Source organism: Acinetobacter lwoffii (assembly GCF_024129115.1).
Taxonomy (GTDB): domain Bacteria; phylum Pseudomonadota; class Gammaproteobacteria; order Pseudomonadales; family Moraxellaceae; genus Acinetobacter; species Acinetobacter lwoffii_T.
Genome location: NZ_JAMXXO010000017.1, coordinates 44,592 through 69,541, shown reverse-complemented (window position 1 = coordinate 69,541; position 24,950 = coordinate 44,592). Strand labels below are relative to the sequence as shown.

The following is a 24,950-nucleotide window of genomic DNA, read 5'->3' as shown; positions in this document are numbered from 1 at the left end:
TAGACGGAAACGATTTGGTCTAAGAATGAATTTAATTGTTGGAATGGTGAATTGGATGCTCTTGAATTAACTTTCGCAAGAGATCTATTGGGTATTTCGCATATATATTCTTACTGTTGCAGTAGGTTCACTTCATGAATAATATTAACTTTAAGAACTTTGAAGAAGCTGGCCAAGCCATTTTAAAATTCTTATCTCAACGCTTTGGCTTCAAATTGTGGATGATTACTCGTACTGAGGGTGACGACTGGATTGTATTATTGAGTGAAGATAATGGCTATAACGTTAAGCCCGGACAAGTATTTCATTGGGCAGACTCATTCTGCTCACACATGGTACAAAGTAATATGCCTCGTATTGCTCCCTATTCACCTGATATTCAAGTTTACGCAGATGCACCTATAAATCACCTAGTCTCAATTAAAGCCTATATCGGCCAACCTCTGTATAAAGAAGATGGCTCTCTTTTTGGCACTCTATGTGCAATTGATCCCGAACCTCAACCTAAAATTCTTGTTGAAGATGCTCCATTATTCGAGTTGATAGCAAAGGTACTCAGTTATACGATTCAAGCTGATATGAAAGCTGCTGAGTACATACGTAAAGCTGAGCGTTTTGAAATAGAAGCAATGTCCGACCCAATGACTGGACTTTTCAACCGTCGTGCTTGGGATGAGCTTATTATCAAAGAGGAAGAGCGCTGTAAGCGTTATGGTCACCCTACTGCTATTCTTATGATAGACCTTAATGATCTTAAGATCACAAATGATACTCTGGGTCATCCTGCAGGTGATGAGCTCATTCAAAGAATGGCTTTAGCTCTCAAAAACACGGTACGTAGTAATGATATTATCGCTCGCTTAGGAGGTGATGAGTTTGCTGTGATGACCATTGAAACTAACTTAGAGCATGCGAAGAAGCTTGCATCAAGAATTCAAAATACTTTTACAAAAGTTGGAATTAGTGCTGCAATTGGCTTTGCAATGCGTAATCCAACCTTTGGGTTAGCTGAAGCTATCAAAGATAGCAGATGCAAAGATGTATCAGAATAAAGTTATGGTCAAATCGAGTAGCCATTAATTAAACTACTTACCCGATGCAGTCTTTGTATCTGGTAAGGCCTTATCTACAATCTGAAGATGTACTATTGAAATAATTCAATATAACCGAAAACCCTAGAGATTTTTTTGAAATAAAAACTATTATTTTTCATATCATTAAGAGCTTTAATCCGTTTTAATTCTGCACTTAGCCCTATCAAAATTGCGACTTTTCCAACAAAAATCCTGCAGTTTATTCCCAGGTTTTTGATCAAACGGTTAGGATCAACAATTTACTTTTATCATGAAGACTGATTATAAAAATAATAAAAGTCCATGCCAAAAAACCTTAAGTTCGCCAGCGAGCGCCGTAGTGACCAACGTAAAAAAGTCATACAAGCCGAAATGCTGCAGGCCCAAACATTTATACAGATCTATCTGCTCTTACCCTTCTTCTTTAAGGCATATCAGCATCAGCAACATCTTACGATGCGCAAACCCTAGAAGATGTCATCTAGCATGAAGCAAGCGCTGTGCGTGATAAAAAATTGACTGAACCTACACTGCGAATCTGCCTGTGGCTGATCAGCCTATTCCAGCCGAGTACAACGCAAGTGCAGCACTTCAATCAATTTATTAATTTGCGGCACTTTGAGCTGAAATATTTAAGCTAAATGTCATGAATAGACATATCTGCCAGTGCACCAAACTTTTCATCAAACGGCGCTAATTGTTCTTTGACGTATTTGGATCCGCGAAGTTTACGGCCATGCTCATCATAGTATTTATGAAAAAGTGTTTTGAAGGGATAGTACTGTTTTATGCTCAAGTCTTCCGCCATCTGATTGACCTTCGCTTCAAGCATCTTTTGAGCTACCCCTTGCTCACATTCTTTTGCGGTATCACGAGTTGCTGAAGAACGTTTTCCATTGATCATTAGTTCAATGTAGTAGGCCGAACCGCGCTTTCTGGGCTTGGGTAATTTCATGACGTAATTTCCAAAATTCTTGACGTAAACTTGACGTAAATTTAACGGCAATAACTGCATAAAATACGGGTTTTGCAGATAGTGCGGATAACGGCTCACTTTACTCAAGGCATTAAAAAAGGGCTTTAAGCTACTGTTTTCGCTTAAAACCCTTATAACATAACGTTTAGAATCTTGGTAGGTATAAGCAGACTCGAACTGCTGACCTCTACGATGTCAACGTAGCGCTCTAACCAACTGAGCTATACACCTAGAATGCTTGGCATATTATAAATTTTTCCGACCGAAAACAAGCCTTTTCATTTAGTTTTTAAAACGTCCGCGCAAGTTTTAAGCAAATCCTTGAATTTTTTCAATTCTTGTTCAGTTATTGGGGTTCCCGAATAAAGATTTTTTTCAAAAACCTGTATAGCTTGAATAAAGGCAGTCTGGTTTTCAATCTGAACCTGTTGAGATAAACGCTGCATCCAGTGATGAAAAGTTTCAGCAGACTGTTTTTTGAGATCGTCAGCTAAAGATTGATTCAGCTGCTGAATAGCGCGATCTAATGGAGATTGAGCCTGTCGGGCTTTCAGATAAATTCTGAAGACATAGGCCAAAATCAGTAGCACAATATTGCCCAGCAAAATTATGACACTCGAATAAACTGAACCGAGTCCTAATTTTGATAACCAGCTCTGTTGTGATTCTGCATTATAACCCACCACCTTACTTTGCCATTGGTAGCTGGCATAATCGCTCCAAACGCGTAGTTTGGTGATCCATAGATTATGCTGCGAGTTCCAGGTCGACTGATTTGCCGATACCCATGCATCCTGAGAAAGCAGATTTTGCATACCATCATCTATACGCTGTGGAGTGATCATTGCGGTTGGATCAAAGCGTTGCCATTTCTGGTCAATCCAGACCTCTGTCCAGGCATGCGCATCGAGCTGTCGGACTTCCCAGCTCATACGATCTGGTGCCAACTCCCCACCCTGATAGCCGGTGACGACCCGTGCAGGAATCCCGACATAACGCATCAGCATCACGAAACTCGAGGCATAGTGTTCACAAAAGCCTTGCCGGGAATTAAACAGGAATTCATCAATCCTGTTTTGCCCCAATTGACCCGGCTTCAAGGTATAAACAAAGTTATTCTGATGATACCAGTTCAAGACTTGCTGCACATAACGCTGAGGATCTTCCGCACTTTGCGCATATAGACGTTGTGCTAATTGTTGCGCTCTCGGGTCAAGTCGGCGCTGCACCTGAGTATTCGTTCTTTCGATATATTGCGTTGGCAAAGCCTGAGGGTCATATCCCGTTCCGATCCATTGTAACGAAATCGGTTCAACACGTTGCGTGAGCCGTCTCGGCACAATGCTCCAATCCTGACGGTTATAATAACGGCGTTCCACAGGTATCGATTTTTCCAACCCCATGATCCAGAACACCGAAGGATCCGCAGCCAGATATTGGTAGTTCCAGCCTGTAGGTACGGGTGAAGTATCCATCGGTTGTCGCATTAAAGGCTGCTGATTGACGAAACTGCTGGTCCAGCGTTGCCCATCATATTCATCTAGCACCAAGGCTCGCCAATAGAGTTCTGAGCGTGGCGGAAGCTTGCTGATATCACCAATAATCCGGAAAGCAAGGGCACTGGATTGGGATAATTCAGCAATATCCCCAGGTGACATACTATCGCCAATGCCGGTCACACCCTTATTTTCAGGAATGGGAATATGCCAAAGTGGTGGCAAGCGCGGAAAGAAAATAAACAGCAAGATAAAAAATGGAACAGCGTACAAGATAAACTTGCCCACATGTTTGGCATCCTGTTGCAATGCTGCGCGCTGAGTGATCTGCTCCTGCTCAAAATCGCTAGTCTGAATCCGGTACAAACCAATCAGACAGCTGATTAAACACAGCACGATCACAATCGCCATCCCAAAAGATTGGCTATATAGGAATGAGCTGGCAGCAACAAACAGGGCAAAATTAAACAGAATAATCAGGTCACGTTTATTTTTACTTTCCAGTGATTTAGCAAATAAAAAAGTAGATAAAACTGCTACCCCAGCCTCAACACCAATAAAACTATGATGGCTCAAATAAATACTGCCGAGTGCCAAAGCCGTCAGTAGAAAAGTGCCCGTTTTGGGAAATGGCTGCTGACGTTTCAGGAAAATCCAGATACATACAATACTAATCGCAAAAATAATACTGAGTAGAACCGGAATAAATGCCATCTGGGCGATGAGAATCAGGCCCAAAGTCAGCACAATCGAGGTACGGATTTTTGCATTGATCATGAATTTACCCGCCTTAGGCCTGCGCCAACAATTGTTTGGCTTTCCGCAGTTGTTCTTCACCTGCGCCCTGAGGCAATTCGGCCTGTGGCAAATGCAGACTATACGCACATTGCTGCTGCTCGCACTGCTCGACCAGACCCATCACAAATTCAAGTTTTTCTTCATGTGACTGACTCGGCATATGTGCATAATGAATCTCGATACTGTGTTCATCCTCATATTGCTCAAAGACTTTGACATACAGGCCTTGTCCACGCGCAAACTGCTTCCAGGACACCGCCTGCAAGGAATCACCTGACTGGTAATTGCGCAATTCACGAAACTCATCCATATCCGGTTCAAAACGGTTAAAGTGATATTTATTTTCTGTGCTAAAAACTTCAGCTTTAGGCGCGACCCAGGCCGAATGCTGATGATAAAGATAGGTCCAGGCTCGAACTAACCCGAAGGGATAAACCGAATAAATCTGAATCACCGGGTAATCAAACTTGCCACGTTGCTCTGCATAAAATGGCAGAATAAATTGCTGCTTTGCTGCATTCAGATAAACTTTCGCTAGCTGATTCCCTGCTTTGATATACAAATAACGGGGGCGAAGTTGCTGTTGTTGAAAATAAAGATGCAAATTCACGCTATGACCGACCTGCCCGACATCATCCGCGATCAACTCAATTTTCAGGTCATGCAATTGTTTGAAAGTCAGATAAAAACTGATACATAGCACCGCACTGATTAAAAAGCAGAAACCTAAAATCAGGTTATTGGCATAGTTTACCCCGGCTACAAAGGTTATGAAGATCAACACCAGATACAGATAGCCCTGCTGATAAATAAATACCAAGACATCTTTCTGCGAGAGCTGTTTCTGCTGTGAGAATTGAAAGCGCTTGGCCAGCCATTTTTGCCAGGTTTTATCCAAGAGAGGACTCCTTTAGCTGACCGCAACCTGTTGCATCACATTAAACGTTTCAGCTTCACTTAACCCCAGACGATGCGAAGTCACCGCGACAAATACAGCCTGCACATCATCTGGTGTGACAAAAGCACGTTGCTGAATCAAAGCATACGCTTGTGCTGCGCGCTTCAAGGCCAGAAGGCCACGCGTAGAAAGTCCATGACAGCTTTTACGGGTTTCTTCTGCCAGATCAAGCAAATATTCCTGAATCGCTTCACTGATAAATATCTGATGCGTCAGACTTTGCAGATCCAGAATTTCATCTTCGGTAAAAATATGCGCCAGACTTGCAATCAGGGCAAAACGGGATTCCTGCTGTAATAACAGTTTTTCTGCATTGCGTGATGGATACCCCAAAGATAAACGCATCAGGAAACGGTCTAGCTGGGATTCCGGCAAAGCGTAAGTACCACTTTGGAATAGCGGGTTTTGTGTCGCAATCACCCAGAAAGGTTTCGGTAAGGCATAGCGTACGCCATCAATGGTGGCATAGCCTTCTTCCATGGCTTCGAGTAAGGCACTTTGGGTTTTGGGACTACAACGGTTGATTTCATCTGCCAGTAAAATCTGAGTAAAAATCGGGCCTTGTTTAAACTCGAACTGATGTTCTTTCTGGTTAAACATGTTAATACCGATGACATCACTGGCCAGCATGTCATTGGTAAATTGGATCCGCTGGAACTTTAACCCAGCCAGATGTGCCAGACTGCTGGCTAATGTAGTTTTACCCAATCCGGGTAAATCTTCAAATAAGACATGTCCGCCTGCAATCAAACAACAGAGTGCCAGTGTGGTCTGGGCCTGCTTATCCAACACAATGGCATTAACTTCTTCAAAAAAACGCTGGATCTTGGGTGCATAACTTGCAATTTTTTGTTCAAGCACAGTATTGATGTGTGCAATGTCGTTATTTTCCTTTTGTTTCATGCCCCAGATCACAATAATTTCCTTAATAAAACATGGCCTAAGATTAACATACACTGAAATTTAAATTTTCCCAAAAGATCAATCATCTGTCTGTGTAACTGAATAAAAATACTGATTAGAAAATGGCGAGGATTTAAATAATAGAAGAGTCAAAATGATCAGGTTGAAAAGAAGTAAGAAGCGCAGAAAACAAATAAAATGATCGACACAAATAGAGATCATTTTTCTTTTCGCTCAAATCTCAAAATACCAATCTGAGCTCATCCATCTATTTGAAAAGAATCATACTTAAAAGGTATAGAGACTTAAGCGATTTCCTGGATTTTTATAAAAATTTTCTCAGCTAGCTCAGTCAATGACATCAGATTTAACCGAATCGTCTATTTCTCATATTAATTTTGCATGATAAAAAAAGCGCCCCGAAAGGCGCTTGCTATGAATTAATGATTAACACGGACACTTCTTCATATCACCACCCGCAGATGGATAACGGGAATCCACACAATGGCGATAAAATGTTTTCGGGTCCATAGCTTCCAGATCGGGATGATGCTTGCGCATATGCTCCACATAGGTCTGATAATCAGGGACACCAACCATCAGGCGGAAACTTTGCTGCAAACGTTGCCACAAGGTCGCAATCCGTGACCAGTTTTTCGGATTCAGGATTAAATCCTTTTGTGACATCACGGTCATTTTGATGATTTTATAAATCATCGTTTTCCCGCTTTTGGCAAACTTCAGATTCATAATATTCCCCTTAATGACCTTTCGCTGGCTGAATCTCTTCAGGATCGCGATAAATCGCTTCTGCTTCATGTACAGATGGCTCAGGATTTGCCAAGGCACGACGGATCACGCGAATTGCAGCAAACAGCATCACAAAGGCCACAATCATAAAGAAAGCACAGAGTGCAGCATTGATCTGGTTTGACATTGCTACCGTCTGCATTTCTGCCACAGTTTTCGCTGGCGCTAGGATTTCATTATTGGCAATCGCCGTGTTGAAACGATCTGCCTGCGCCAAGAAACCAATCTTTGGATTTTCGTGGAAAATCTTTTGCCAGCCTGCTGTCATGGAAGTGATGAACAGGAACACTGTCGGGATAATTGTCACCCACACATATTTCTGTTTTTTCATCTTGAACAGAATGACAGTACCAAGAATGAGCGCCATCGCAGCCAAAATCTGGTTACCAATACCAAACAGCGGCCATAAACTGTTAATCCCGCCGAGTGGATCGACTACGCCCTGATAGACGAAGAAGCCCCAGCCTGCCACTGCAACCGCAGTACCCAACAGGTTTCCGAAGAAATTATGTGATTGTTTTACTGCTGGAATCACAATACCGACAGTATCCTGCACCATGAAACGACAGGCACGCGTACCCGCATCTACAGCAGTCAGGATGAATAGTGCTTCAAACAAAATCGCAAAGTGATACCAGAACGCCATCATTTCACGACTGTTGAAAATTTCGGTGATGATATGCGCCATACCAATTGCAAAAGTTGGCGCACCACCAGTACGCGACAGAATCGAGTTCTCACCCACTTCCTGTGCCAGTAAATTCAAGGCTTCAGGGGTTACCACAAAACCAAGGGTTCGCACTGCTTCTGCTGCGCTTTCTGCGGTAGTACCGAGCAAGGCTGCTGGTGAGTTAATCGCAAAATAAATTCCTGGATCCAGAATTGCAGCACAGATCAAAGCCATGATCGCTACAAAAGATTCCATCAACATACCGCCATAACCGATCATACGGATATCGCGTTCGTTGTTGACCAGTTTCGGTGTCGTCCCTGAAGAAACCAAGGCATGGAAACCGGAAATCGCACCACACGCAATAGTAATGAACAGGAATGGGAACATAGAACCTGCGAATACAGGACCAGTCCCATCAATGAATTTGGTAATCGCTGGCAGTTTCATTTCAGGCATGGCAAACAGGATACCCACGGCCAAACCTGCAATCACGCCAATTTTCAGGAAGGTCGACAGATAATCACGTGGAGCAAGCAATAGCCAGACTGGCAGTACCGATGCAATGAAACCATAAATGATCAGTGCCCAAGTGAGTTCAGTGCCAGAAAGCGTAAAGAACGGACCCCAATATGGATGTTGTGCGATGTTTTCACCGTAGATAATGCCCAGCATCATCAAGACAAAACCAATAATCGAGACTTCAGCAATTTTACCCGGGCGGATAAAACGCATGTAGATGCCCATAAAGATCGCAATCGGAATGGTGGCTGCAATACTGAATACACCCCATGGACTGTTAGTCAGTGCTTTAACAACGACTAGCGCCAATACTGCCAGAATGATGATCATCACGCCCAAGGCACCGAGCATCACGATAATACCGGCAAAGGTTCCGAGTTCCTGCTTGGCCATCTCACCGAGTGATCGACCGTCACGACGGGTGGAAATAAACAGTACCAGAAAATCCTGGACTGCACCGGCAAGCACCACACCGACTAACAGCCAGATCGTACCGGGTAAATAGCCCATTTGTGCTGCCAAGATCGGACCGACTAAAGGACCTGCACCGGCAATCGCTGCAAAGTGATGGCCAAACAGAACGCTTTTGTTGGTCGGCACATAGTCCAGACCATCGGCCAGACGATGCGCAGGCGTTAAACGGCGTTCATTCAGCTCAAATACTTTGGTGGCGATAAACAAACTGTAGAAACGGTAAGCAATGCTATAGACACAGGCGGCGGCAAGTACCAGCCAGACTGCATTGACATGCTCACCCCGACTCAGTGCTAGAACTCCAAAAGAGACTGCACCCACAATGGCTACCAAAAGCCAAATCATTTTCGAAGTCAGCGTCGACTTCTTTTGTAAAGTTTCCATTCAATCCCTCATATTGTGATGCATACAAATCAGCGTGATTGTTGTTGTTCGAGGTACTGCTGTTTTCCCTTGCGACTTTACGCCTGTTCTTTTGCTTTTCCTCTACGACTTTGGCATAAAAAAAGGGATGATTTAAATCATCCCTCTCGATAATAGTCTATTTTCAAACCATTATGCACGTTCTAAATAGTCACCAGTACGGGTATCTACACGAACGCTTTCTTCTTGCTGTACGAATAATGGAACACGTACTACAGCACCTGTTTCAAGTTTCGCTGGCTTACCGCCACCGCCAGAAGTATCACCACGAACACCTGGATCAGTTTCAACGATTTTAAGTACTACGAAGTTCGGTGGAGTCACGTTTAAAGGCACGCCATTGAACAACATGATGGTACATTTTTCATTTGAATCATCTTTTAACCATTTTGCAGCATCGCTCATTGCTGTTTTATCAGCTGCGATCTGTTCAAAGGTAACAGGATCCATGAAGTTCCACATTTCGCCATCGTTGTACAAGTATTCCATTTCTACTTCAACGATATCAGCCGCTTCTAGGTTCTCGCCTGATTTGAAAGTTTTTTCCAGAACTTTACCTGATTTAAGGTTACGTAATTTTACGCGGTTAAAAGCTTGGCCTTTACCTGGTTTTACGTATTCGTTTTCCATGATTGAACATGGGTTGCCATCAAGCATAACCTTAAGGCCTGACTTGAAATCATTCGTAGAATAATAGGCCATGACTGGCGCACTCCAAACTTACTAACTTTAATCTATTGATGCTATGGGCTGTTGCGATGTCATTTAGCAAGTCTGACACGAACATTGAGTTGCCACATGCACATTCATTTGATGTTGCGTATTCTAAATGAGCAATACACTTTGCCGCAATGAAAAAATCCGCTTTCACCCACTCAGGCTGTTTAAGTTACAATCAGACATGAAAATCCTTTGTTTATTCATGTCTTGCTCAACGTTAAAATACCATCAGGCGAGCACGAAGATCAGCATAGCTTAATCACTCTTTATTTTATAGCGCAGTGGATTATTGCGCTTCCGCACAACCTGTTAAACTGTGCCCATCAGGCTTTGTCCTCTCACTTATTATTGTTAATCTTCCGGCATGACGAACTATTTATATCAAGAACAAAACTGGCAATCACAGCTCAGCGACCTGATCACTGATCCACGCGAACTGCTTAAAGTGCTGCAACTCGCACCTGAACAGCTTCTCTCAGGTGCCATTTTAGCTTCTGAACAGTTTAAACTGCGCGTACCACGTGCTTTTGTGGGCAAAATGCAGACCGGAAACCCTTTAGACCCATTGCTTTTACAAGTGCTGCCCCATCATCTGGAACTGGAAGAACATCCAGGATTTGTTACTGACCCCTTGGGCGAAGAACAGGCCAATCAGCAACCCGGCGTACTGCACAAATATAAATCCCGTTTCTTGCTGACACTGACTGGTGCCTGTGCTGTACATTGCCGTTATTGTTTCCGCCGGCATTTCCCCTATCAGGAAAATCTGCCTAAAAATGAAGACTGGATAAATATCAAGCAATATCTGGAAAGCCAGCCTGATATTAATGAAGTGATTCTGAGTGGCGGTGATCCACTAACCTTATCGAACCGGAAATTAAAAACCTGGATTGAACGATTAGAATCAGTACCACATCTCAAATTCTTAAGAATACATTCACGAGTTCCTATTGTGATCCCCAACCGAGTCGACGAAGAGCTACTTAGCATGTTAAAAAACAGTAGGCTACGTATTATTCTGGTGGTACACTCAAACCATGCATCGGAGCTGGATGACTTCACTTGCAAGCGTTTAAACCAACTGGTTCAACAGCAGATCACCGTTCTGAATCAGGCGGTTTTATTAAACGGGGTGAATGATTCTGCTCAGGTTTTAGTAGATTTAAGCTATCGCTTGTTTGATGCCGGGGTCATGCCTTATTATTTACATGTACTTGATAAAGTAAAAGGTGCGCATCATTTTGATTTAGCGCCTGACCATATTCATGAGATTTATACAGAAGTTTTAGCGAACCTGCCGGGGTATTTGGTTCCTAAACTGGTTCGAGAAATAGCGGGCGAGAAGAATAAGACACCGCTTTTTGGGGTTTCAACATTTTTGAGTTAAATAATAAAGATGAGCACGCATACTTCAGACATTTTTCAGACACCGACGGAACTTAAACGAGAGCAGTTGAGCTTTTGTCCAACCACTGCCAAGGCTTTGCAGGAATGGGTTGCGGGGATTTCGATTCTACAACTAGGGAATTCATCCAAATCCCTGTTTAATGCCTTATTGGAAGTTTCTGAGCTGAAATGTACAGAAACCCTGCGCTTTGACCTGATTCAGGTCTTGCATCCTACCCTTGAAAATGTCCTGACCAGTCTGGAAAAGCATTTCGTCAATCAGGGCCTGATCACTTCCGACCGGAATGACCAGATTATTGAGCTGGCTATGCTGCTGCGCAGTCATTTTGCCAAAATTTATATCGATATCGTCAAACGCTGTAATCATCAGCTGACCCATCAGAAGTTTTCGCTATTTTCTCTAGGCAAAAAGAAGAGCATTCAAACTGCCCGGATGGTATCGATTTATTATGCACTACAGCAACTCACCCTTCTGTTATATCAACAGCATATGCTATATAGCACGCCAGGTCTGGGACAATGGCTAGCTGCCCATCAACTGCTTGAATGTGCCATAGACAACAATTTCTATCAAAGTAATATCAATCAGGTATTAGGCACCCAGCATGAAATCCAAAATATTGCACATGCCTATGCACAGCTGATTTTACTGGATATCTTCAATACTCATCAGATCCGGCCTGCAGAAATTCAGGGCCTGTATCTATGCAGTTTTGACTGGGCCAAACTGGTACAGATCCTGCCGAAGGAAACCACGCTGTCCCGTTATGTAGTCGATGCCAGCAAAGATCATCCGCCGATCTTTAATACCCATCAAGAGCCACAGTTTCAGCCAAGCTTCTATATTTCTACCCAGAACCTGATGGATCATTTAACGGGGACTCAAAGCAAAAATGCCCAGTATCTGTCGCGGAATGAAAAACTGTTCCTGACCCCTGCATTGCATTTTCATATCTACAATCTGCTCTCAAACAATGTCGAGCGTCGTCATGAACGTTATGAATATTCAGCCCAGATCAATATCTGCTTTGGCTTGAGTGTGGCGCATTTTTACCTATCTAAAGGTAAAAACTTCAACGAAACCCTGGAACTCGAGGCCAATTATAATTTCCAGAGCGAAAGCAGTTTTGTCAGCTCGATGGAAAATACGATCCCAAGTGCCTTTAGCAGTATCAAGGCGCTCGATCGAGAAACCAAACAGATCCATAGCGCTGAAGTTCTGGATATCAGTGTCAATGGTTACCGGATTAAATGGACTGGTATTACCCCGGCTAACCTGAAAACCGGTGAATTCATTCTGGTTCAGGAAAAAACCCAGAGTCAGTGGCGTGGCGGTGTGATTCGCTGGATCAAGCAGTCAACGGATAAGAGCCTAGAAATCGGGCTAGAAATTTTGGCACAAGAGCTCTTTCCTTGTGCAGCTTATACCCGTACCGAACGTCATCATGTCAATTATCAACCCGCACTCTTGGTGAAAATGACGCAACTTGATCAGGTTTCGACCAGTCTCATCGTGTCTGGCTCCCAAATGTTTAGGGAAAAACAAACGATTCATTTACGTCTCGGTCAGGAAGAACTCAAAACCTATCTAACCAAAGCACAACTGATTACGCAGAGTTTCATCCGTTTTGATTATGAATTATTGAATGATCAGGAAGAAGAGATGATCGAAAACTTTATCGATCAGCATATGAATGAAAGCAGAAATCATGATTTATGGGAAGCATTGAAGTGAGAAATCCATTATTGTCTAAAAAGTTAAAACGTACTGAAACACGTTTACTGATTATTGATGATAATCAAATTAGATATAACCAAATCCGTGATCTTCTGACCAGTCATGATTATCAGGTCGATGCTGTGCTGCTGGATGATCTGCAGTCTTTTGAAAAACAATTAAATTTCAACTGGGATCTGATTATTTTTGGGCGTGCCTACGATCTGAAATACGAACAGGCCTTAGGGATCGTGCGTCTTTCGCTGCAACCTGACCTTCCGATGATTTTGCTTAAACCGGATGATTATCAGGCTGAACAGTATGCGCAATATATCCGTAAAGGGGTATATGACATTCTCAACTTCGACTACTTGGAACGCTTTTATGTGGGACTGGTCCGAGCATTGTCATTTAGCCGTTTGTCACAATCTCAGCAACATTTAATGACTGAGCTGGAAACAGCACAAATTCAGGCACAATCTTTAGTAGACGACAGCAACCGTGCTGTTGCCACCATTCAGGAAGGGATTCATATTCAGGTCAATGCGGACTACCTGAAACTGTTTGGCTTGCAAAATGAAGATGAGATCATTGGTCTACCTTTACTAGATCTGCTCCAGCCTTCAGATTTGAATGATTTTAAAACCCGTTTCAAAAAGATCTCTCAGGGTCAATTTGATTTAGGTCGAGTCGAGATTCAGTCTCTGAATCCGCATGTGTCCGCATCTAATCCATTAAAACTGGAATTCTTGCCTTCAACGGCTGAAGAAGATGCGGTACAAATTAGCATTGATACTCAATCTCAAACGGTTTTTTCCGAGAAAACTCCTGGAAAACCAAGTGTTTTTCAGTCACTTAAACGTGAACTGAACAAGCAGTCTGCACCGGTGAATGCCTTAGTCACTTTCTCTTTAAGTGCATATGACCCGGAAGTTCTACAATCTGACTGGGCCACTTTTAATGGGTACTTTGATGCAGTCAAAGAATTCCTCAAGGAACAGACCCATATTCCCCTGTTTAAACTGGAATATGATGTCGTTGTCGGTCTGTTTCAGGCAGACTCTAAAGCAATTCTTGAATCCAAACTGATCAGTTTAAATGCCTTAAGCAAACCGCAACTCATTACAGTGGGACCAAAGTCATTCCCTCTAAATTTGCGCTTGGGCTATGTCATGCTTGAACAGGGTTTGCAAGATGAAATGCAATGCAATACGCTGATTGGACAAGCATTCTCGACATCTTTACCTCAAGCAGAAGCTGTACCTGAATTTAAACTTGATATTCCTGCGTCACTGAGCAGTCCGGTTGCGGTAGAAATGCCAAGTATAGATTTCAGTGTTGCTGAAACACCAGTTGCCAGCCCAACAGTTGCAGCTGTCAGTCCAGCAGTCACCTCTATTCCTAACGCTACACCTTCTATTTTGAAAGCCTTAAGTGAATGTCTAGAACGTGGCGAGATCCATTTAAAGTATCAGCAACTCTATGATAAAGAAGATACGCGTTTATATACCTATGAAGTGACCAGTGGCTTTATTTTTGAGAATAAATGGCAGGATATTTCTAGCCTTTTAGAACTTCATGAAGATGATGAACTGTCCATTAAACTGGATCGCTGGATTCTGGTTGAAGCCAGTAAACAGCTACACAACTTTATTACCCAGTATCCTGATGCAAGCTTAATTGTCAATTTGAACCGTGCCGTGCTATTTAAAGACCGCACTTTCCCGGAATTTATTTCCAAGCTGATTACGATTATTCGCAGCAAAGTGCAGCATCCACTGATCTTGCAATTCTCGGAAGAAGATATTTTACTCAATCAGCAGGATGCCCAGAAATATCTGCGTACTCTGCATGAACATGGCGGCCTGATCGCTCTTCGTGATTTTGGTCAGTCCATGTATGGACCAAATTTACTGCGTGAATTACCGCTAGATGGTGTCAGCTTGCATTCAAGCTTAACCAATATGCTTAATAAAGACACCGAGATTGAGCAGTTGCAGGAAAAAATCACCAGCTATAATGAAATCAAGCCACTCAACATTCTGATCCGTGAATTAAATGACATGACTTTGTTCGCGAATGCCTGGAACGTGGATGCCCGATTTATTCAGGGGAATTATTTCCAGAAAAAACTTGATCATTTGATTGATGTACAAGATCACTAAGATCTTGTACAAGCCTGCAATTTAGGGAATCCAATGATAATTTTCTAAATTGCAGGCACAAAAAAACGGGCTTAAAGCCCGTTTTTTCATTTTGGGTATTAACGTTTAACAGAACGTGACATACCAGCAAAACGTTGTTTGAACTTGTCGATACGACCGCCAGTGTCAACGTTCTTTTGCTTACCAGTGTAGAATGGGTGGCAAGCTGAACATACGTCTAGATAAAGAGTTTCTTTACCAAGAGCTGAACGAGTTTCGATTACGTTACCACATGAACAAGTAGCAACTAAAGTTTCATATTTTGGGTGAATATCGGCGCGCATCGTCGATTACTCCATTAGATTCAAGAAGGTTTAGCTGTCATCGCTATTGATCACTCTCAACTGAGGAAGCAGGAACATCGTTCATGCAGATCAACACCACAACAGACCATTCTTTTGGCCCACCGAGACGGATACCGTCAGAGCTAAGCACAACAAGTGGGCATTATTATACGTGAAACGAATTCAATATGCGAATTATTCTTCAGCTTCCAATCCACTCTCTTTGGCCCACAGATTGGCAATAATCCCGCAGACCATTAATTGAATCTGATGAAAAATCATGATCGGCAGGACAATCATGCCCAGCGGCTGGCCAATAAATAAAATTTGCGCCATCGGCACTCCACTGGCCAGGGTTTTCTTGGAACCACAAAAGAATGCCGTTTTCTGGTCAGCGCGGCTAAAGCCCAGCCAGCGTGGAATATAAAGTGATAACAGCATCACAATGGTGAGTAACACCGAGCAAGCCAGCAATAGCAGCAACAAGGTACTCAGGCTCACTTCATTCCACAGCCCGGCCACTACGGCGCTACTAAAAGCGCCATACACCACCAGTAAAATCGAGCCTTGATCGAAGACCTTGACGATTTTTGGCATTTTCATCATTTGCGGATAGATCCAGGGACGCAGAATCTGTCCTAAAATAAACGGCACCAAGAGCAGCAGTGTAATCTGGATAATCGATGAAGTCGGATCAAAACCATGTTCAGATTGACCGAGAATAAAAAATGCTACCAATAGCGGGGTGATAAACATACCAATCAGATTGGAAAAAGAGGCACTGCACACCGCACCTGCAACATTGCCATGAGCCACCGAAGTAAATGCGATCGAGGACTGCACAGTGGATGGCAGGAAACACATAAACAGGAAACCCCAATATAGTTCCTGTCCGAGCATCGGTAATAAAATCGGCTTGGCCAAAAGTCCGAGAATTGGAAACAAAGCAAAAGTTAGCGCAAAAACCAAAGTATGCAATTTCCAGTGCATAATGCCTTGCAGCACAGCTTCACGAGACAGTTTGGCGCCGTGCAGGAAAAACAGGATGGCGATCGCTCCTGTCGTCACCCAGCCAAAGACTTCAGCCGCCTTCCCCGAAACTGGCAACACACTGGCCAGCAAAACCATCACAAACAACAGTATCGTAAACCGATCCAATGCCAAGAACTTAAGCATATCCCTATAATCCCTCAGATTTTATTGTTTGATATAAAAATGCCCGGCTATCTTAACAGATGCCGGGCCCATGCTATGCACTCAGATTGATGTAATATTTTCATCTATACATGAATGCATTTCATATATCTCGCTACATCACACTTAGTTATTACGTGCATTGTTGTCTTGCTGGATCAGCTCGATCTTGTAGCCATCTGGATCTTCTACAAATGCAATTACAGTCACGCCACCTTTCATCGGACCGGCTTCACGCACCACATTACCGCCACGCGCTTTAATCTCTTCGCAAGCCTTGTAAGCATCATCAACTGCAATCGCGATATGACCATAAGCATTGCCCAGTTCATAGCTGTCTGTATCCCAGTTATGCGTCAATTCCAGTACGGTGTGATTCTCTTCATCGCCATAACCGACAAAAGCCAAGGTAAAACGGCCCTCTTCGTAATCACGCTTACGAAGCAAAGTCATGCCAAGTACTTCAGTATAGAACTTGAGAGATTGTTCTAAATTGCCTACACGTAACATGGTATGCAGCATGCGCATATTAATCATCCTTCTGTACAGATTGTTGTTGGTGTTCACCGAGCAGTTTTGCGACCCAAACCACCAGAATCAGGATCGGAATCCCGATTAGAGTAGTCATCAGGAAGAAATTCGGATAACCGATATTGGTGACTATAGTACCCGAATATCCGCCTAAAATCTTAGGGGTCAAAGTCATGAGTGAGCTAAAAATCGCATATTGAACAGCGGTAAAAGACACACTGGTCAAGCTCGACAAGAATGCAATAAACGCAGCACCAGCCAGCCCAGCAGCCAGATTGTCGACAATAATAGCAAAATAAAGCCACTTGTCGCTATAAGGTTTAATTACCTTACCACTGACTTCGACTGTATCTGAACTGTTGCTATCCACCACTGTTAAGGGCTGAATATCGACATCCAGATCCTGGGTATTGGCCAAGTGATCATTGACTTGAAACACATGTGTTGTTTGCTGTAGTGCCTGATCATCTTGCATCAAGACGGCACTGATAATATGTGCAGGTAACTGAATCAGTTGTTGTGCAGGAATCGCGGCAGTAAATACGCCTTCACTTTCCAGTTTAGCCTCAATATTTTGATCATTGATTTGCAAAACAATCTTTTGATTCTCTTGCAGTGCTTCACCGACATATTGGCCGCGCACCACAATGGTCTTGTCCTGCTCAGCTGCGGTGAGAGTATTGTCACTGGTGATCGGCAGGATCTGTAACTGAGTGCTGCCCTGTTGTGCAGTCAAATATGGCATATTGACCTGCACAGGCGCTTGATTGGTATTATCTGTATTGAGATAAGCGGCTGAGACTTGCAGCTGTTTGCTCTGCGCCAGCACTGCACTTGGGATATCCAGCTTCCAGTAGCCAACTTCATCGGTCTCTGCCTGATAAACCTGATTACCGACCGTGACTTCGACAGCTGCCAGTTTTTCACCAGACTTGACCAGTCCGATAAAAATCAGGTTGGTGGAACAGGCCAGTACGGCACCGACAAACATCAGTTTCATGATGTTCATCTTCTGGGCCAAGAGTCCGCCAAGGAAACCACCGACTAAAGAGAAAATCACCCCATAGACTTTAACGGCCTCGGCAATCTGTTCTTTACTGAAATTCAGGTCCTGATAGAACACATTGGAAATGACGCCGGCAATAATATCGGAAACCCGATAAAAACCGATCAGCAATAACAACACCAATGCCAGTTTCAAGCCATAACGTTTAAAGAAATCTGCAACCGGATTGACCCAGGTTTCATAGGCCATTTGCTTGTTAACCGCACCCATTTTTACCAAGCTTGCACCAATCGCAAAGGCCACTGCACCCGAGCCAACAAAGCGCAAAGCTTCAAAACAGAACAAGGCAAAGGTATCTTGAATGGCGAATTGTTCGGTGATGCTGGCCACCAGATTGCCCGAATAGATATAGCTCAAGACAAAACTGATCACCGCCACAAAAAATACGGCGACTAAACGGAAATAATCACTGCGCACATAGTGTTTTCGCACACGGTCAACCTGCGGCTCCCGAATGGACAGTGTGGTGATAATACCGACCAGCATGACAGCAGCCATCGCCAGATAGGTCCATTTCCAGGCATCATAGATATAGTTGCCTTTCGCAGTTCCCAAATAGGCCGCCAGAAACAAGGCACCAGCACCGGCCACAATCATCCCGATCCGGTAACCTGCATTATAGGTGGAAGCCAATACGGTCTGCATCTGGGTTTCCGCCAGTTCAATCCGGTAGGCATCAATCACAATATCCTGCGTTGCTGCGGAGAAACCAAGCAGGACTGCACCGAGCGCCATTTGCTGTAAATGTGTTGCACCCAAAGCCGGATCAGAAAAGGCCATAATGGAAATGGCACAGACAATCAGAATCTGCGCAATCAGCAACCAGGCACGACGACGTCCCAGAGCCTTGGTCAGGAATGGGACTGGCAGTTCATCAATGAGCGGTGCCCAGACGAATTTAAATGAATAGCCCAATGCGGCCCAGCTAAAGAAAGTTACTGCACTTTTGCTGATTCCGGCCTCACCTAACCATAAAGACAGACTGGAAAAAATCAGAAGAATCGGCACACCAGCCGAAAATCCCAAGAACAGCATGATCAATGCACGTCGATCTAAAAATGCTGTAAATGCGGATTTCCAACCCGTCGTTTGTGTTGTCATTGCTTTATTATTTTCCGCAGAAAAACCAATTGCTGCTATTCAATCCTGTAATAGCGTATCTTTCAACAAGATTTATATATTTATCACATTTCCGGTTTTTTATTTTCGGGCAAAAGCGACATGTTGGCTTGAATTTTTCAAGTAAATCTGTATACCTTAACTCTTATCAACGTAATATTTCGTTTTGGATTTTCAACAGTGACCCAGAGACTCGATCAAATTAATTCCTCTATTGCCAGCAACACCAGCACAACTCCACAAAAAATCCGCTCAGATTTACTTATCTCTGCATTTGAACAAAGCGAAATTAAAAATACTCTGGACCATACCCGGTTAATATCCACCCAGCTGACGCATATTCCAAACCTAGAAAAAATTCCTGCGTCAACCAAACGGATCAAACCCCTGAATAACTTTTTGGGCCAAGATCGTGCACGTGCCTCAGTTGAGGCCGGGATTGCCCTACCTTATTCCGGTTATAACATTTTTGCCGTCGGTACAGCAGGACTCGGAAAACGCACCATGGTGAAGCGTTTGCTGCAGCAGCACGCCAAAACTATGGAAACCCCGAATGACTGGGTGTACGTCAATAACTTTCAGAACCAGCGTCAGCCGATTGCACTGGAACTGCCTCCGGGTCAGGGTCCAAAATTCCAAGCCATGTTGAATCAAAGCTGGCAAACCATTCTGAAACAGCTTGAGCGCCGTTTTACTGCAGAGACCTATCACAACCGCATTGAAATGATTCGCCAGGAAACTGGTGATGAGCAGCAGCAGGCGCTCATCGAACTGACCAAGGAAGGCGCAGAACTGGATCTGAAGCTGATCTCGCGACATGATGAGCACTGTTTTGTCCCTGTGCATCTGATTGATGACAAATTGCAGGAAATGTCTCAGGAAGATCTGAATGCCTTAAGCAACAAAGATCGTGCTGAACTGGCGTCCAACATGCGCTATATGGACAAGAAACTGGAACGTTTGGGTTTACACCTGGGTGATCTGGAAGATGATGCACGCGATCGCGTTCAGATCCTGAACCGCGATATCGCCAAGCAGGTGGTCTTACCGCGAGTTGAACAGATTCTGGCGAAATTCAAACATGTCGAAGGTCTGGAACATTACCTGAAATACTATGCCGAAGACATCATCAACAATGTCGAAATTGTGCTGGAACAGGAAGAAGATGATTTCACTCCGGCACTGTTCAGTCGCGTTCCTGCACGTTATCAGGCCAATGTGATTATCACACACAAGCCGAACAGTGGTGCACCAGTGATCTTTGAAGATTTTCCAACGCATTACAACCTTTTGGGTCATGTGGAACAACTGACTCAAAATGGTACGATTACCACGGACTTTACTTTGATTCGTCCAGGTACCTTGCATAAAGCTAATGGCGGCTTCCTGATGCTGGAAGCGGAACAATTGCTGGAACAGCCGTATGCATGGCAAGGCTTGAAGCGCGCGCTTAAATCGGGGCATTTAAAACTGTCTTCACTTGAGCATATGATCACGCTGACCGGCAGTATTTCGATTGAACCTGCTTCGATTCCATTGAATATCAAGGTCATCTTGCTGGCTGAGCCTGAAATCTATTATGAAATTTTAGAGCTTGAACCAGAGCTAGGCAGCATCTTTAAAATCCGTGCCGATTTCACCGATACATTACAACGTAATGACAATAACGAGCAGGCTTATATGCAGCTGATTGCCGACTATGTGCAATCGGATAAATTATTGCCTTTTGACCGTTCTGCTTTAGCCGCCTTGCTCACAGATTCCAGCCGTCAAGCCGAAGATCAAAGTTCATTGTCATTACATGCTCTGACGCTGGGCGATCTGATCCGTGAAGCACATCATCATGCCTTCCAGGCCGGTGACAAGATGGTTTCAGAAAAACATATCAACACCGCACTGGATCACCGTAAATATCGTCTCGGCTATTTACGTGAACTGTATTGGCAAGATCTGACTCGTGGTACTCAACTGATCGAAACCCGCGGCCATCGTCTGGGCCAAATCAATGCCCTGTCCGTCATTCATTATGCTGATGTCGAATTTGGTCTGCCTTCACGACTGACTGCTTCGGTGTATCAAGGTGGCGGTGATATTCTGGATATCGAACGCAGTGTGGAACTTGGTGGCTCTTTGCATGCCAAAGGCGTGTTACTGATGTCATCCTTCCTGAAAGCGCATTTTGGTCGTGAACAGACCTTACACTTCTCTGCTGCACTGGCCTTTGAACAAAGTTATGGTCAGGTCGATGGTGACAGTGCCACTGTTGCGGAACTTTCTGCCTTACTGTCGGCCATCAGCCAGTTACCGATTGATCAATCCTGGGCCATTACCGGTTCCATGAACCAGCTGGGACAAGTACAGCCGGTAGGTGGTGTGAATGCCAAAATTGAAGGTTTCTTTGATGCTTGCAAGTTACAAGGTCTGACCGGAAAACAAGGTGTGATTATCCCGCGTCAAAATATGCAGCATCTGATGCTGCGTAAAGATGTCACCATTGCTGTGGAAGAAGGTCAGTTCCATATTCACGCGATTGATACCATTGATCAGGCGCTGGAAATCCTGATGGCGCGTCCTGTCGGTACCTTGGATAAAAAAGGTCGCTATAGCAAAAATTCAATCTATGCCGCAGTGATGGCACAGCTGGATTATTGGCAGGCGATTGAAGATGGTGCCGAACTGGTCGAAGTACCGAAGAAAAAGAAAAAAAAGAAGAAGAAAGACAAGAAGCAAATCGTCGAGCCACAAACTGAAGTTGAAGCTGATGTTTCGACAGTTGAACAGCCGGATGCAGCGACAGAGGATTAACTCTGACCTTGACCTAAGCAAAAATAGAGACAAAAAAAGCGCTTCTCAATGAAGCGCTTTTTCACATCTGGACTTAATTTAATACAAAATTAAGCATCAACTGCCGGGCTGTACTGTTCAACTAAAGGCTTTAATTCACCTTTTTGGAACATGTCGAGCATGATATCACTACCGCCGATCAACTCACCATTGATCCAAAGCTGTGGAAATGTCGGCCAGTTGGCGATTTGTGGTAACATCGCGCGAATGTCCTGGTTTTCCAGAATGTTTACATAAGCAAACGGACGACCAATTTGACTGAGTGCTTCTACTGCACGTGCAGAAAAACCACATTGTGGAAATTGCGGTGTGCCTTTCATGTAAAGAAGTACTGCGTGTTTTGCAATTTGGTCACGAATTAACGCTTCGGTATCGCGTGCTTGTTCAGTCATTGATAAATCCTCAACTCATCTGTCTCGCATTATACCCAAATCCAGGCAAAACAGTATGTCTAAAGCAATAATTCCAATTTTATTTACAATTACCCTTTAAATCTGAGCGGGTTTTTGCTTATATAAGTTTTTCTTTCCACCTAACAGTTAAGAGTTAGTCATGAATAATATTACCCTCGCCCCGGTACAAACTGATCAACCGTCTCATTTGATGCCTGTTTTTGGCCGTCAACCGATCAGCTTTGTCCGAGGACGAGGTGCATATCTTTATACCGAAGATGGTACAGAGTATTTAGATGCATTAACCGGAATTGCGGTATGCGGTTTGGGCCATGCGCATCCAGTCATTGCCGAAGCGATTGCTGAACAGGCAGCGACCCTGATTCATACCAGCAACCTGTTTGAAGTGCCTTGGCAAACCGCTGCCGCACAGAAACTGGCTGAAGTTGCAGGTATGGAAGAAGTATTTTTCTCCAACAGTGGCGCAGAATCAAATGAAGGTGCAATCAAAATTGCACGTAAATTTGGTCATATGCAAGGCATTGCATCGCCTAAAATCATTGTTGCCGACCAGTCTTTCCATGGTCGTACCATGGCCACCTTATCTGCTACAGGCAATAAAAAAGTGCAGGAAGGCTTTGGCCCCCTAGTTGAAGGTTTTGTCCGTGTACCTTTTGGTGATATCGAAGCGATTGAAGAAGCGGCAATCAATCACCCGGATATCGTAGCGATTTTGATTGAGCCTATTCAGGGTGAAGGCGGTGTCAATACTGCTCCTCAAGGTTTCAGCTACTTAGAAGAAATCCGCCATATCTGTAACCAGCACAACTGGCTGATGATGCTGGACGAAGTACAAACTGGTAATGGCCGTACCGGTAAATATTTTGCTTACCAGCACACCAATATTATTCCGGATGTACTGACCACAGCCAAAGGCTTAGGAAATGGCTTCCCGATTGGTGCAGTCATGACCCAAGGTCGTGGCGTCGGTGTATTAACTGCTGGAAATCACGGTTCTACCTATAGCGGTACAGCACTGGGTTCGCGTGTGGTCTATACCATTCTCGATATTATGCGAAAAGAAAATATCGTCGCGAATGCGGCTGAAAAAGGTGCTTATATCGTTGACCAGCTACGCAACAAACTGGCAGATCAAAATGTCATCGTACGTGGTTTCGGTCTGATGATCGGGATTGAATTACCAAAAGAATGTGGTGATCTGGTTGCGATTGCACGCAATGAATACAAGATGATTATCAATGTCACTGCAGGCAATGTCGTTCGTCTGTTGCCTACCCTGAATATTACCCAGGAGCAGGCAGACCAGTTGATCGAACGTCTGGTAAAAATGATCAAAGCTTATTTGGCATAAAGCCCTAGCCTAAAAATTAAAAAAGCCGCTCTAAAGCGGCTTTTTTATTATTCTGCACTCTATGATGCGTTTTGTAACATACGTCCGCCAGAGATCTGGCTAAAATATTGTTTCAGGGTATCAAGACAACGAAGAATTTTTGTCGGTTGTTGTTCACGTTTCGGAATAACCGCATACAGTGTAATCGATGGCAGTCTCCATTCAGGCAGAACTTCAACTAAAGTACCGTTAAGCAAATCCTTTTTAGCATCAAGATATAAAACCTTGGCAATCCCATTACCCTGCAAGCACATCGATTTTGCAACCAAACCGTTATTGGTACTGAAACGGGATTTCAGTTCAAACTCGGCTTTTTCTGCAGTATTCACATGTTGGAAATGATAATACTGATGGTTTTTAAGATGCGTTAAAGGCAAGACCTCATGATTTTTAAGATCATCAGGTTTCGAAATAATGGTGCTTTGATTAATATAACTCGGTGTCGCCACCAGAATTTGCTCAATCTGCATCAATGGCACAACCTGAAGATTATGCTCATCATTTTTCTGTTCAAATCTTAGGGCGATATCAACCCGCCCATCCAACAAATCAACCTCATGATTGTTTGTTTCTAAATGTACTGCCAAGCCGCGATGTGCAGCTATCCAATGAGAAAGTGCAGGAATCACATGATTCGCGCATAATTCTGGCAAAGAAACGATACGCAGCTCACCCACAAGATCATCACGTAACTCATTGATCCGGACTTTACCGCGTTCAGCAGCAGATAACATTTCTTGACAGCTATGGAAAAAAGCTTGTCCCGCTTCGGTCAGACTTAATTTTCTCGTCGAACGATTTAGAAGTACGACTTCCATATCGTGTTCTAATGAGCGAATTTGTTGACTGACGGCGCTGGTCGTAATCCCTAATTCACGGGCAGCACCGCTGAACGAGTTTTTTTCCACAACGCAAGCAAAGACACCCATTGCTCGAAGTTGATCTAACATAAATTTCC

Annotated in this window: 18 protein-coding genes, 1 tRNA gene and 1 pseudogene; 6 read left to right on the top strand and 14 right to left on the bottom strand. The window is 43.8% G+C overall.

Annotation, left to right across the window (positions count from 1 at the left end; translation table 11 throughout):
* Positions 1–134 precede the first annotated feature (134 nt).
* A pseudogene (locus tag NI470_RS12185) lies at positions 135–1,080 on the top strand (sensor domain-containing diguanylate cyclase).
* 630 nt (positions 1,081–1,710) lie between these two features.
* On the opposite strand, the gene NI470_RS12180 reads toward NI470_RS12185, so the two are convergent.
* From NI470_RS12180 to efp, 8 genes are all read right to left on the bottom strand, one after another.
* Entirely contained in the window at positions 1,711–2,127 is a 417-nt protein-coding gene (locus tag NI470_RS12180; RefSeq protein ID WP_228128559.1) for a hypothetical protein, read from the bottom strand.
* A gap of 76 nt (positions 2,128–2,203) precedes the next feature.
* Positions 2,204–2,280 (bottom strand) — tRNA-Val (locus tag NI470_RS12175).
* A 47-nt stretch (positions 2,281–2,327) separates the two neighbouring features.
* The gene (locus NI470_RS12170; protein WP_253148513.1) at positions 2,328–4,322 is read right to left on the bottom strand and encodes a transglutaminase TgpA family protein; all 1,995 of its coding nucleotides are present in this window, start codon (positions 4,320–4,322) and stop codon (positions 2,328–2,330) included.
* 13 nt (positions 4,323–4,335) lie between these two features.
* Positions 4,336–5,241, bottom strand: coding sequence for a DUF58 domain-containing protein (locus tag NI470_RS12165; RefSeq protein WP_195724896.1), 906 nt, complete (start codon positions 5,239–5,241; stop codon positions 4,336–4,338).
* Between the two features lie 12 nt (positions 5,242–5,253).
* Positions 5,254–6,216 (bottom strand): AAA family ATPase, encoded by a 963-nt coding sequence (locus NI470_RS12160; RefSeq protein ID WP_253148512.1) that lies wholly within the window; start codon positions 6,214–6,216, stop codon positions 5,254–5,256.
* A 435-nt stretch (positions 6,217–6,651) separates the two neighbouring features.
* Positions 6,652–6,957, bottom strand: coding sequence for a YbdD/YjiX family protein (locus NI470_RS12155; RefSeq protein WP_171054308.1), 306 nt, complete (start codon positions 6,955–6,957; stop codon positions 6,652–6,654).
* A 7-nt stretch (positions 6,958–6,964) separates the two neighbouring features.
* Complete coding sequence (locus tag NI470_RS12150) at positions 6,965–9,064, bottom strand: carbon starvation CstA family protein (protein ID WP_004279748.1); 2,100 nt, start codon at positions 9,062–9,064, stop codon at positions 6,965–6,967.
* A gap of 171 nt (positions 9,065–9,235) precedes the next feature.
* The gene (gene efp, locus NI470_RS12145) at positions 9,236–9,805 is read right to left on the bottom strand and encodes an elongation factor P (protein ID WP_004279747.1); all 570 of its coding nucleotides are present in this window, start codon (positions 9,803–9,805) and stop codon (positions 9,236–9,238) included.
* Between the two features lie 382 nt (positions 9,806–10,187).
* Between efp and epmB the strand changes: the two genes are divergently transcribed.
* The 3 genes from epmB to NI470_RS12130 are packed head-to-tail and all read left to right on the top strand — an operon-like array spanning position 10,188 to position 15,112.
* On the top strand, positions 10,188–11,210 hold the full coding sequence (gene epmB / locus NI470_RS12140) for an EF-P beta-lysylation protein EpmB (protein ID WP_224216325.1): 1,023 nt from the start codon (positions 10,188–10,190) through the stop codon (positions 11,208–11,210).
* 9 nt (positions 11,211–11,219) lie between these two features.
* Entirely contained in the window at positions 11,220–12,965 is a 1,746-nt protein-coding gene (locus NI470_RS12135) for a GTPase (protein ID WP_253148511.1), read from the top strand.
* Complete coding sequence (locus NI470_RS12130) at positions 12,947–15,112, top strand: EAL domain-containing protein (protein ID WP_253148510.1); 2,166 nt, start codon at positions 12,947–12,949, stop codon at positions 15,110–15,112. Before NI470_RS12135 ends, NI470_RS12130 begins: the two co-directional genes overlap by 19 nt.
* 98 nt (positions 15,113–15,210) lie before the next feature.
* Here the strand turns inward: NI470_RS12130 and rpmE are convergent, their stop codons facing one another.
* The 4 genes from rpmE to NI470_RS12110 all read right to left on the bottom strand — a co-directional run bounded on the left by rpmE (position 15,211) and on the right by NI470_RS12110 (position 19,327).
* Positions 15,211–15,435, bottom strand: coding sequence for a 50S ribosomal protein L31 (gene rpmE, locus NI470_RS12125; RefSeq protein WP_004279743.1), 225 nt, complete (start codon positions 15,433–15,435; stop codon positions 15,211–15,213).
* A gap of 195 nt (positions 15,436–15,630) precedes the next feature.
* Positions 15,631–16,611, bottom strand: a complete 981-nt coding sequence (locus NI470_RS12120; protein WP_253148509.1) for a bile acid:sodium symporter family protein — start codon at positions 16,609–16,611, stop codon at positions 15,631–15,633.
* A 144-nt stretch (positions 16,612–16,755) separates the two neighbouring features.
* Positions 16,756–17,157, bottom strand: a complete 402-nt coding sequence (gloA, locus tag NI470_RS12115; protein WP_004279741.1) for a lactoylglutathione lyase — start codon at positions 17,155–17,157, stop codon at positions 16,756–16,758.
* Between the two features lies 1 nt (position 17,158).
* Positions 17,159–19,327, bottom strand: coding sequence for an AmpG family muropeptide MFS transporter (locus NI470_RS12110; RefSeq protein WP_253148508.1), 2,169 nt, complete (start codon positions 19,325–19,327; stop codon positions 17,159–17,161).
* A gap of 198 nt (positions 19,328–19,525) precedes the next feature.
* On the opposite strand from NI470_RS12110, the gene NI470_RS12105 reads away from it, so the two are divergent.
* Positions 19,526–22,150: a Lon protease family protein gene (locus tag NI470_RS12105; protein ID WP_420908923.1), complete on the top strand. Its 2,625-nt coding sequence runs from the start codon at positions 19,526–19,528 to the stop codon at positions 22,148–22,150.
* 89 nt (positions 22,151–22,239) lie between these two features.
* On the opposite strand, the gene grxD is transcribed toward NI470_RS12105, so the two are convergent.
* Complete coding sequence (grxD, locus tag NI470_RS12100; protein ID WP_005104579.1) at positions 22,240–22,581, bottom strand: Grx4 family monothiol glutaredoxin; 342 nt, start codon at positions 22,579–22,581, stop codon at positions 22,240–22,242.
* A 160-nt stretch (positions 22,582–22,741) separates the two neighbouring features.
* On the opposite strand from grxD, the gene NI470_RS12095 reads away from it, so the two are divergent.
* Entirely contained in the window at positions 22,742–23,953 is a 1,212-nt protein-coding gene (locus NI470_RS12095; protein WP_253148507.1) for an aspartate aminotransferase family protein, read from the top strand.
* Positions 23,954–24,012: 59 nt separating this feature from the next.
* Here the strand turns inward: NI470_RS12095 and NI470_RS12090 are convergent, their stop codons facing one another.
* Positions 24,013–24,942: a LysR family transcriptional regulator gene (locus tag NI470_RS12090; protein WP_004279736.1), complete on the bottom strand. Its 930-nt coding sequence runs from the start codon at positions 24,940–24,942 to the stop codon at positions 24,013–24,015.
* Positions 24,943–24,950: the final 8 nt, after the last annotated feature.

Excerpts from the sequence above, each read along its gene's own strand:
- gloA (WP_004279741.1), bottom strand. The coding sequence starts at position 17,157 with ATGCGCATGCTGCATACCATGTTACGTGTAGGCAATTTAGAACAATCT.
- NI470_RS12150 (WP_004279748.1), bottom strand. The coding sequence starts at position 9,064 with ATGGAAACTTTACAAAAGAAGTCGACGCTGACTTCGAAAATGATTTGG.
- NI470_RS12170 (WP_253148513.1), bottom strand. The coding sequence starts at position 4,322 with ATGATCAATGCAAAAATCCGTACCTCGATTGTGCTGACTTTGGGCCTG.
- epmB (WP_224216325.1), top strand. The coding sequence starts at position 10,188 with ATGACGAACTATTTATATCAAGAACAAAACTGGCAATCACAGCTCAGC.
- grxD (WP_005104579.1), bottom strand. The coding sequence starts at position 22,581 with ATGACTGAACAAGCACGCGATACCGAAGCGTTAATTCGTGACCAAATT.
- NI470_RS12090 (WP_004279736.1), bottom strand. The coding sequence starts at position 24,942 with ATGTTAGATCAACTTCGAGCAATGGGTGTCTTTGCTTGCGTTGTGGAA.
- NI470_RS12110 (WP_253148508.1), bottom strand. The coding sequence starts at position 19,327 with ATGACAACACAAACGACGGGTTGGAAATCCGCATTTACAGCATTTTTA.
- rpmE (WP_004279743.1), bottom strand. The coding sequence starts at position 15,435 with ATGCGCGCCGATATTCACCCAAAATATGAAACTTTAGTTGCTACTTGT.
- NI470_RS12135 (WP_253148511.1), top strand. The coding sequence starts at position 11,220 with ATGAGCACGCATACTTCAGACATTTTTCAGACACCGACGGAACTTAAA.
- NI470_RS12130 (WP_253148510.1), top strand. The coding sequence starts at position 12,947 with ATGGGAAGCATTGAAGTGAGAAATCCATTATTGTCTAAAAAGTTAAAA.
- NI470_RS12120 (WP_253148509.1), bottom strand. The coding sequence starts at position 16,611 with ATGCTTAAGTTCTTGGCATTGGATCGGTTTACGATACTGTTGTTTGTG.
- efp (WP_004279747.1), bottom strand. The coding sequence starts at position 9,805 with ATGGCCTATTATTCTACGAATGATTTCAAGTCAGGCCTTAAGGTTATG.
- NI470_RS12095 (WP_253148507.1), top strand. The coding sequence starts at position 22,742 with ATGAATAATATTACCCTCGCCCCGGTACAAACTGATCAACCGTCTCAT.